The following is a 9,152-nucleotide window of genomic DNA, read 5'->3' as shown; positions in this document are numbered from 1 at the left end:
GCCGGCCTCCACGAGCCCCTGTGCCCGTGGAGGCCGGCGGTGGTTCAGGCGTAGCGGCCGAGGAGGGCTTCGACGTACCCCTCCAGTCTCTCGGTCAGGACACCGGCCGTCAGATCGTCCCGGCCCAGCTCGCGCCACGGGACGGCGACCTTCTCCGCGTCGGGTGCGAACCCCAGCGCGTCCAGCAGCCGCCAGTAGAGGTGCGCGTCGTCGTCCGCGGCCAGGACACCTCCGGCGGCGACATAGCGTTCGGCGAAGCGCAGGCCGGCGGGGACGCCGTGGAGCAGGGCGAGGGCCGTCGCACAGTGGGCCACGTCCAGGTCGGCCGGCCCCCAGGACGTCTCCACCCAGTCGACGACTCCGCTGATCCGGCAGTCACCGTCGGCGCCCGCGAAGAGGACGTTGCCGGGGTGGAAGTCCCGGTGCAGGAAACGGCCTTCGTAGGCCGGGGGTTCCCGGCGGATGACGTCGACGGCCCGCTCCCAGAGCCCGGGCCGCCGGGTGTCCGCGGGCGGGGTCACCCGCTCGGGAGAGGTCCAGGCCTGGTAGGTACGGGGGCGCTGCCGCCCGGCCACCGGCAGCCGGTGGATCCGGACCAGCTGCCGGGCCAGGAGCTCGGCGCGGTCGTCGGCACCCCGGTCCTCCAGGCGGACGGTCCCCGGCAGCAAGGACATCAGCAGGGACGGGTGGTCGCAGTGCCGCGCCGTCGCGTCGACTGCCACGAGCGCGGCGGCGGGCACGTCGGTGTCGCCCAGCAGCCGCAGGATGTCGGCCTCCCGGGTCATCAGACCCTCGGCGTGCCGGACGTAGAAGGGCTTCGTGAAGGACCGCAGGACGAGTGAACGCCGTCCGGCCGGTCCGCCGAGCTCCAGGCGGCGCATGTCCGAGGTCCAGCCGCCGCGCAGCCGCACGACCTCCTCGATGCGCTCGCCGTCGGGCAGTTCCTTCTCCACCCAGGAGCGGGTGGCTCCCGGCAGGGTGTTCACAGGCTGCGGACGAAGGCCTCGAACGCCTCCGGGGTGACGGTGAAGGCGGGCCCGGCGGGGTTCTTGGAGTCCCGCACGGCGACCCGGCAGGGCTGCGCGGCCACCTCGACGCAGTCGCCGCCGGTGCCTCCGCTGTACGAAGCCTTACGCCAGGCGGCGGCGCCGAGAGGTGCGCACTCGACGCACTCGCCGCCGGTGTTCCCGCTGTAACTGGACTTACGCCACACAACGCCCGCCGGGTTCTGGTTGCTCCGCATAACGCTCCTCCATGACCCGCGTGATCAACGCCACCGAGTCCTCGACGGAGAGGGCGGCGGCCTGCAAGTGAGCGTAACGAAGAGCAGCTTCCCGGACCGTGTCGGGGTTGGCCGTCATGTGGCCGGAGATGAGGTCCTCGGTGTAGACCACATCCGGGTCGTTGGCGAACCTCATGCCCGTGAACGACCCGATCAGGCCGGCGTGTTCACCGGCCGCATTGGGAAGCACCTGAATCTGCACCCACCGGTTCTCACGGAAGCTCAGCAGGTGGGCGAGTTGCTCACGCATCACTCGCCGACCTCCGATCTCCCGGTGGAGCATCCCCTCGTCGAACACCAACCAGACCATAGGCGGCTCCTCCCTGCGCAGGATGCGGTGGCGTTCCATTCGAGCCGCGACGAGCTCGTCGAGCCGCTCCGGCAGCCCGCTCGCCAGCACGGCCCGCGCGTAGGCCTCCGTCTGGAGCAGTCCGTGAACCAGTTGGGGCTGGTAGGCGGAGATGAACGTGGCCCGGGCCTCCATCTCCGCATACGCCTGGAACCACGTCGGCAGGACACTCCGCAGGACCAGGCCCACCAGGCGGGAGAAGTGGCCGCCCGTCCCCAGGGCCGCGTCCACCCGCTCCGAGAAGTCGCGGGTCGGGACGCGGCGGCCGTTTTCGACCATGCCGATCAGGGAGCCCGTGCAGAAGATGATGGCGCCCAGCTGGGACTGCTTCAGGCCGGCCTCTTCTCTCAGGCGGCGCAGCTCGTAGCTGTAGTAGTCCAGCGGCGAGGCGCTGGGATCGATGTCGCGGGCCAGGACCATGGGACGGCACCCCCAAGCGGGAAACGGGCTTGTGGCCGAGGGTAACGGCGCCGCTACGGCCCGGTGTCCGAAATCCGGCAACCATGTCACACACCTCCGCCCCGCCCCTGGGAGAGGGGACGGGGCGGGGGCGTCGCTCGGCGCGGGGTGGGGGGAGATCAGCAGGCGCCGAGGTCCTTCCAGACACCCCATTCACCGGTGGTGCCCGGCGTCTCGTTCTGCGTCCACCACTGGGCCTTGTACTTGCGGCCGTTGTGGGAGACCTCGTTGCCGGCGGTGTAGATGGTGCCCGCGACGTACGCCGGGGTCGAGCCGCAGCCGGTCGGAGGCTGCGTGGTCGGCGGGGTCGTGGTGGGCGGGGTGGTCGTCGGCGGGGTGGTCGTCGGCGGCTGCGTGGTGCCGCCCAGGGCGTCGGAGATCTGGCCCAGCAGCGTGGCGTTGTTGTCCAGGCCGAGCAGGGAGTACATCATCGCGCCGGCCAGGCCGCGCTGCTTGCCGTAGTCGACCCGGGCCTGGATGGACTTCTGGTTCAGGCCGGTGAAGAACTCGCCGTCCTTGTAGAAGTACGAGGACTTCGACTGGTCGTCCCAGAAGGTGGTCGCCGCGTTGTCGACGATGCCGCCGAGCTCCTTGTAGTGCGCGATGCCCGCCTGCTGGCTGAGCGGTCGCGCGGCGGAGCCGCCGGTCGCGGTCTGGGCGAGGCCGTTGGTGGTGCCGGCCGGGACGCCCTTCCAGCCGCGGTAGTAGAACTCGTAGCCCAGGGTCAGCTTGTTGGCGGGGAAGCCGCCGGTGATGCCGTAGGCCGGGTTGCCGTCGATCCAGGAGTCGATGGCGTTGTCGATGCTGTACTTCTCGGTGCCCGGCGCGATCGGGTCGGTCGGGTCGGCTGCGGACGGGTAGAGCGGGGACTGGTGGTACGTCGGCCCGTCGCCGTCCCAGGCGCCGTGCATGTCGTACGTCATGATGTTGGCGTAGTCCAAGTACTGGCCGATCTTGTCGGTCTCGATGTACTTGATCTTGTCCTGGCCGGCCGGGAGGGCCGCGGTCAGCATGTACTTCTTGCCGCCGTTGGCCGCGCCCTCGGCGTCGAGCTGCTTGCGGAACTCCTGGAGCAGCAGGGTGAAGTTCTGCTTGTCCTCGGGGCCGTAGTGGTTGCCCAGGTGGCCGCCGGCGGAGCCGGGGTACTCCCAGTCGATGTCGATGCCGTCGAAGATGCCGGCGGCGGTGCCGGCGCCGCCGAAGCCGCCCTCCACCGGGAGGTCGCCCTTGATGTACTGCTTGATGCAGGAGGCGACGAACTTCTGGCGGGAGGCGTCGGTCTTGGCCGCGTCGTGGAAGTACTTGGAGTACGTCCAGCCGCCCAGCGAGATGTTGATCTTCAGGTGGGGGTACTTGGCCTTCAGTTCCTTGAACTGGTTGAAGACGCCCACGATCGGCTGGTTCCAGGTGTCGGCGACGCCGTCCACGCTGTCGGCCGCGCTGAAGGACTTCTGGTAGTCGGCGTAGCTGTCGCCCGCGCCGTCGCCGGCGTTGGGGTTGTTGTCGTCGCCGGCCGCCTTGTTCGCCTCGAAACAGGTGAGCTCGGTGGGGTGGATGTTGCCGAACGAGTAGTTGATGATGTCCAGCTTGCTCGCTATGCCCCGGGTGTCGAGGTGCTTGGGGTAGAAGGCGTTCCCGTACACGCTCCACTGGTCGTAGTAGGCGATGCGGACGCCGCCCGCGGCGGCTCCGGCCGCGGCGTCCGCGGCCTGGGCGGTGCCGAGTCCCGCGAAGGAGGCAAGCGCTCCGGCTGCCAGCGCGGCCGTGGCGGCGGCTGCGGCGAGGGGTTTACGGATGTGCATGAACTGCCTCCGGGGGGCTGGGAGGAGAGTGCTGGAGGTTCGGGTGAGAGAAGTGATAGCGATCACTCCAGCCCCGCGTCAATGGTTCGGACCAAAGAAGGACTAGACCACTCCAGTGCCATTTGCCCAAGTCAGAGACCTGAGCGCACATCAGAAACCGCTCGCCACCCCGGGTGACGAGCGGTTTAAGGCTCCCTTGAGACACGCTCCGGCAAGGTTTCGGCAACAAACCAGCCAAACCCCGTTCTCCCGCGGTCAGTCGGCCGCGGGCGCCGCCGTCGGCATGCCGTACGCATCTGCGACCAGACCGTAGGAGCGCACTCGCGCGGCCCCGCTGTGCGCGTTGGCGGTCAGCATCAACTCGTCGGCACCCGTGCGCTTGGCGAGGCCGTCGAGCCCGTCCGCGACCGCGTCGGGGGTGCCGTGGACGATGTTGGCGAGCCAGCCGTCCACGAACTCCCGCTCCAGCGGGGTGTAGGGGTATGCCGCCGCCTCCTCGGGCGTGGGCACCAGCCCCGGGCGCCCGGTGCGCAGCCGCAGCATCGACAGCGCGCCCGTGGCCACCTGGGCGCGGGCCTCCGCGTCGGTGTCGGCGGCGAGCGCCGAGACCCCGATGGCGGCGTAGGGGGCGTCCAGGACGGCCGAGGGGCGGAAGCTCTCGCGGTAGAGGTCGAGCGCGGGCAGGGTGCCGGCCGCGGAGAAGTGGTGGGCGTAGGCGAAGGGCAGGCCGAGCTCGCCGGCGAGGCGCGCGCTGAAGCCGGAGGAGCCGAGCAGCCACAGCGGCGGCCGCCCGGCCGGACCCTGCACCGGGCCGGGTACGGCGTGCACGCGGGCGTACGGGTGTCCGTCCGGGAAGTCGTCGTCGAGGAAGCGGGTGAGCTCCGCGAGCCGGCGGGGGAACTCGTCCGCGCCCTCCTCCAGGCGCCCCGGCCCGCGCAGCGCGGCGGCGGTGCGGCCGTCGGTGCCGGGGGCCCGGCCGAGCCCGAGGTCGATCCGGCCCGGGGCGAGCGCCTCCAGGGTGCCGAACTGCTCGGCGACGGCGAGCGGGGCGTGGTTGGGCAGCATGACCCCGCCCGAGCCGAGCCGGATGCGGGAGGTGTACGCGGCGAGGTGGGCCAGGATCACGGCCGGTGAGGAACTGGCGACGCCGGGCATGGAGTGGTGCTCGGCCACCCAGTGGCGGTGGTAGCCGCGGGATTCGGCGAGGCGGGCCAGCGCCACGCTGGTGCGCAGGGAGTCGCGGGCGGTGCTGCCGGCGCCGACGGTGACGAGGTCCAGGACGGACAGCGGTACGGGTGCCCGGCCGAGGGCGGCGCCCCGGATGCCGCTGCGGTCCTCCCGCGCACCGCCGGCGGGGCCGCCTGCGCCACCGTCGGGCCGCCCGTTCGCCGCACCGCTCGCGTCCCCGGTGTCACTCATCGTCGCTCCCGTCCCGTTCTCCACGCCCGCGCGCCGTCCGCGCGAAACCGTACGAAGAACTCGAACCATGAGGGACCGCCCGGCATTCCCCCTTTCGGCGGACAGTGCGCGTGACAGTGGCATATGCCAGAGGCGTAGATACAGGCAGACGGACGTGATTGAGCCATCAATCTCCCCAACAGGCGCTCCACATGGGCCTCTTGATGGCTATCGTGGTAGGGCAAGCGGTAACAACCTGCTAGGGGGAAACCGTGGCGCTGAAGCCCGAGCCGACCGCGCCGTTCCACTCGGTGCAGTACGCACTGCGCGTACTCGAAACGATCGCACGGCACACCGGTGGCGTGACCGACGTGCAGATCGCGCGTGAGACCGGCCTGCCCGCAGTCCATCTCGCCCCGATGCTGCTCATGCTGCGCCGGGAGGGATACGTCCTGCAGGTGGCGGACGGCGCGTACGCCATAGGGGATTCCCTCGTGCTGCTCGGGTCCGGCACCGACCGCCAGCAGGCCCTGACCGACAAGCTCCAGGAGACCCTCGACAGGCTGCGCGACTCCGTCGGCGCGGCCGTCTACATCAGCCGATACGTGGACGGCGAGGTCAAGATCACGCAGTTCGCGGACAGCCCGCGCACCCCGAAGGTCCACGAGTGGGTCGACTTCCGCTCCGCCGCGCACGCCAGCGCGGTCGGCAAGTGCCTGCTGACGCAGCTCGACCTGAACGGGCGGCGCGACCACCTGTCCCGGCACAAGATCGCCCGACTCACGTCGAAGACGATCGTGAACGAGCGGATCCTCTTCTCCAAGCTGGACTCCCAGCCGGCCACCGTCCCCATGCTGGACCTGCAGGAGTACGCCGTGGGCACGGTCTGCGCGGCGGTCCCGATCACCGCAGGCGCCTCGGTCGGCTGCCTGGCGCTGTCGATGCCGGTCGAGCACGCACACCGGCTGCGGGCCGCGGCCGACACCCTGAACCGGAAGGCCGCACCGCTGCTGCTGTCGCTCACGCTCTAGCGGGGCAGCCACGGCGGTGGTCCTGGCGGTGGTCCTGGCGTGGCGTGGCCGTGGCGGCCTGTGCGGGCGATACAGGGGCAGAAAACACTTCGGGCGGTTCCCGGTGAACCGGAAACCGCCCGAAGGACAGGTGCGCCGCCAGGGACTCGAACCCCGGACCCGCTGATTAAGAGTCAGCTGCTCTAACCAACTGAGCTAGCGGCGCCTGCTGACAGAGAAAATACTACCCGGTCCTCAGGAGTGCTCCAAACCACTACCCGCGCAGGTACGCGAGGACCGGCATCCCGGGGCCGGGCCCCGCAGCGGCGGCCCGGCCCAGCGCTGCGACCGGCACGGTTTGCCGGCCGCCGCACTAGCGGTCCAGGAGCTCGGCGCGGCCCTGGGCCTCGTACCGGGAGAGGAGGGCGGACAGGGCCGACGGGGTCAGGACGGCGTAGCCCCCGGCAGGGGACCGGTGCCAGACCGGGTCCTCGCAGCGGAAGCCGGCGCGGCGGAGGGCCACCCGGTGGACCTTGTTCGTCGCGGTGACCGGCATCTCCGGGACGACGCGGACGTAGCGCGGGGCCATCTTCGTGCCCAGGTCGGGCTGCCGGGCGAGGAAGGCCTCGAAGGCGTCCGGGGAGAACACCGCGCCGTCCCGGAGGGACAGGGCCGCCATCACCTGGTCGCCCGCGACCTCGTCCGGAACCCCGTACACGGCGACCGCGGCCGCGTCCGGCCAGCGGGCCAGGATGTTCTCGATCACGGCCGCGGCGAGGTTCTCGCTGTCGACGCGGAGCCGGTCGTCGGTGCGGCCCGCGAAGTAGAGGAAGCCGGCCGCGTCCCGGAAGAAGAGGTCGCCCGTCCAGTACCAGCCGTCGCGGGTGCGGGCCGCCTCCGCGTCCGGGTTGCGCCAGTAGCCCTCGAACAGGCTGCGGCCCCGGTTGACCAGCTCGCCGATGGCGGCCGAGCCGTTGAGGAGGCGGCCGTCCTCGTCGAGGACGGCCGGGGGGCATTCGGTGCCCGTCTCCGGGTCGATCACCGCCAGGTCGTCGCCCGCGCCCGCCCGGCCGAGGGCGCCCGGCGGGGTGTCGGGGGTGTGCTGGACGGAGGCGCCGCCCTCGGTGGCGCCGTAGCCCTCCACCAGGGGGACGCCGAAACGTGTCGCGAAGCGGGCCGCGTCCACCGCTCCGGCCTCGGTGCCGAAGCCGAGCCGCAGGCGGTGGGCGCGGTCGTCGGGGCGCGGCTCGGTGGCCAGGAGGTACTGGATCGCCCGGCCGACGTAGGTGAAGTAGGTGGCCCCGTAGCGCTGTACGTCGTCCAGGAACGCCGAGGCGGAGAAGCGCCGGCGCAGCGCCACCGCGGCTCCGCCGGCGAGCGCCGGGAGCCAGTCGGCGATGACGGCGTTGCCGTGGAAGAGCGGCATGCAGACGTAGTGGACGTCGTCCGGGCCGACGGAGAACCGGCGGGCCAGCGAGCCCCCGGCGGCCGCGAGCCGGCCCTGGCTGCAGAGGGCGGCTTTGGGGGCGCCGGTGGAGCCGGAGGTGAAGTAGAGGAGGAGGCGGGAGTCGGGGCCGGGGGCGCGCAGTGCGGCTTCGCCGGGCTGGGCGGCGGCGTAGGGCGCGAGGAGGGCCTCGTACTCCTCGCTGCCGGTGACCGGGACGCGTACGCCGGGCAGGTCGAGGCCGCGCAGCAGGGGAAGGTGGGCGGGCTCGGTGATCAGCAGCCGGCAGTCGGTGTGCAGGATGTCGCGGGCCAGCTCGGGGCCGCGCCGGGTGGGGTTGATCCCGGCGACGGCGGCCCCGGCCAGGGCCGCCGCGCCGAGCCAGAACGGGAACTCGGGAGTGTTGTCGAGCAGGACCCCGAGGTGCGGCTCGGCCTCCGCGGGCATGAGGTCGACGAGGAGCGCGGCGCGTGCGGCGGCTTCCTGGGCGGTCCGGTGGTGGGTGAGGACGTGCCGCTCGGTGTCCTGGTGCATCAGCCCGGGCCGGTGGTCGCCCCATTGGCGCGCTATGAGCTCCGCGACGGTTTCGGGTGCAGTCGTCGTCCGCATGCCGCCGGAGACTAGCTGACGTATTGTCAGAATTGAACGTCCGAGCAGGCGTAGAAGGCCATCGGGGTGTCGTTGACGGTCCAGACCGCGAGGATCAGGTGCCGGCCCGTCTTACCGCTCGGCATGGCGCCCTGGTGGACGGTGGTCATGGCGGGGCGGGCGCCGTTGTAGGCGACGGTGAGGAAGGGCTGGGGTTCGAGGTCGGCGCGGGTGAGGGCCCTGGTGCCGGTCCAGCCGTTCTTGGTGACGTAGTACTTGAAGTCGGTCGTGGAGTGGTTGGCGGTGAACTGCCACCGGAAGCCGTAGCTCTGGCCGCTGGTCACCTTGGTGGTGGGCCAGGCGCCGCCGCGGGGGTTGTCGAGCTCGGCGAACTGCGGGAGGCCGCCGGAACAGATCTTGCCGTCGGCGGGGCCGGCGGCCGGGAAGCCCTTGAAGCCCTCGACGCTCTGCGGCTCCCACTGGATCGCGCCACAGTCGGACACGGTCTTGTTGGCGCAGAGCTTCTGGCGGCTGATGGGGGTGTCGGTGTAGCCGTGGCTGCTGGCGCTGGGGGCGCCGACGAGGGTGATTCCGGCGACGAGGCCGAGGCCGAGCGCGGCGACACCGGCCCGTCCGGGCATGCGGATGTGACGCATGATGCTCCTTGAACGTGGGGGGAGTTCGGCGAGCGCGCGCGTGTATGGGGATTCAGGTCTAGACCAAGTCCCAGATTATTGACGAGAGTTGGCCATGTCCATACCAATGAGGAAACGGGTGGTCCGGTCACTTCCGGCCACCCGTTCCCCGTCGTGCTGTGCGT

General features: G+C 71.4%; 8 protein-coding genes and 1 tRNA gene. 1 reads left to right on the top strand and 8 read right to left on the bottom strand.

Annotated features, from left to right (window positions below; translation table 11 throughout):
- Positions 1 to 44: 44 nt before the first annotated feature.
- From AVW11_RS28370 to AVW11_RS28350, 5 genes are all read right to left on the bottom strand, one after another.
- Entirely contained in the window at positions 45 to 977 is a 933-nt protein-coding gene (locus AVW11_RS28370) for a phosphotransferase family protein (RefSeq protein WP_276209116.1), read from the bottom strand.
- Between the two features lie 5 nt (positions 978 to 982).
- Complete coding sequence (locus AVW11_RS28365; protein WP_076046420.1) at positions 983 to 1,243, bottom strand: DUF397 domain-containing protein; 261 nt, start codon at positions 1,241 to 1,243, stop codon at positions 983 to 985.
- Positions 1,203 to 2,051, bottom strand: a complete 849-nt coding sequence (locus AVW11_RS28360) for a helix-turn-helix domain-containing protein (protein ID WP_076046419.1) — start codon at positions 2,049 to 2,051, stop codon at positions 1,203 to 1,205. The genes AVW11_RS28365 and AVW11_RS28360 overlap by 41 nt, the downstream gene beginning before the upstream one ends.
- Before the next feature lie 158 nt (positions 2,052 to 2,209).
- Positions 2,210 to 3,892 (bottom strand): glycosyl hydrolase family 18 protein, encoded by a 1,683-nt coding sequence (locus tag AVW11_RS28355; RefSeq protein WP_076046418.1) that lies wholly within the window; start codon positions 3,890 to 3,892, stop codon positions 2,210 to 2,212.
- A gap of 255 nt (positions 3,893 to 4,147) precedes the next feature.
- Positions 4,148 to 5,311 carry an LLM class flavin-dependent oxidoreductase gene (locus AVW11_RS28350; RefSeq protein ID WP_076046417.1) on the bottom strand — a complete coding sequence of 388 codons (1,164 nt, stop codon included), beginning with the start codon at positions 5,309 to 5,311 and terminating at the stop codon, positions 4,148 to 4,150.
- A gap of 251 nt (positions 5,312 to 5,562) precedes the next feature.
- Between AVW11_RS28350 and AVW11_RS28345 the strand changes: the two genes are divergently transcribed.
- Complete coding sequence (locus AVW11_RS28345) at positions 5,563 to 6,321, top strand: IclR family transcriptional regulator (RefSeq protein WP_030852260.1); 759 nt, start codon at positions 5,563 to 5,565, stop codon at positions 6,319 to 6,321.
- A 131-nt stretch (positions 6,322 to 6,452) separates the two neighbouring features.
- Here AVW11_RS28345 and AVW11_RS28340 read toward each other — a convergent pair.
- From AVW11_RS28340 to AVW11_RS28330, 3 genes are all read right to left on the bottom strand, one after another.
- Positions 6,453 to 6,526: transfer RNA gene (locus AVW11_RS28340), tRNA-Lys, on the bottom strand.
- Between the two features lie 147 nt (positions 6,527 to 6,673).
- Positions 6,674 to 8,353: an AMP-binding protein gene (locus AVW11_RS28335; protein WP_076046416.1), complete on the bottom strand. Its 1,680-nt coding sequence runs from the start codon at positions 8,351 to 8,353 to the stop codon at positions 6,674 to 6,676.
- Between the two features lie 26 nt (positions 8,354 to 8,379).
- Positions 8,380 to 8,973: a lytic polysaccharide monooxygenase auxiliary activity family 9 protein gene (locus tag AVW11_RS28330; protein ID WP_076046415.1), complete on the bottom strand. Its 594-nt coding sequence runs from the start codon at positions 8,971 to 8,973 to the stop codon at positions 8,380 to 8,382.
- Between the last annotated feature and the right edge of the window lie 179 nt (positions 8,974 to 9,152).

Source organism: Streptomyces amritsarensis (genome assembly GCF_001953875.1).
GTDB classification, from domain to species: Bacteria; Actinomycetota; Actinomycetes; order Streptomycetales; family Streptomycetaceae; genus Streptomyces; species Streptomyces amritsarensis.
The sequence above is the reverse complement of the archived record's forward strand: the minus strand, read 5'-3'. Positions and strand labels throughout refer to the sequence as shown.

Excerpts from the sequence above, each read along its gene's own strand:
- AVW11_RS28365 (WP_076046420.1), bottom strand. The coding sequence starts at position 1,243 with ATGCGGAGCAACCAGAACCCGGCGGGCGTTGTGTGGCGTAAGTCCAGT.
- AVW11_RS28360 (WP_076046419.1), bottom strand. The coding sequence starts at position 2,051 with ATGGTCCTGGCCCGCGACATCGATCCCAGCGCCTCGCCGCTGGACTAC.
- AVW11_RS28355 (WP_076046418.1), bottom strand. The coding sequence starts at position 3,892 with ATGCACATCCGTAAACCCCTCGCCGCAGCCGCCGCCACGGCCGCGCTG.
- AVW11_RS28350 (WP_076046417.1), bottom strand. The coding sequence starts at position 5,311 with ATGAGTGACACCGGGGACGCGAGCGGTGCGGCGAACGGGCGGCCCGAC.
- AVW11_RS28335 (WP_076046416.1), bottom strand. The coding sequence starts at position 8,353 with ATGCGGACGACGACTGCACCCGAAACCGTCGCGGAGCTCATAGCGCGC.
- AVW11_RS28330 (WP_076046415.1), bottom strand. The coding sequence starts at position 8,973 with ATGCCCGGACGGGCCGGTGTCGCCGCGCTCGGCCTCGGCCTCGTCGCC.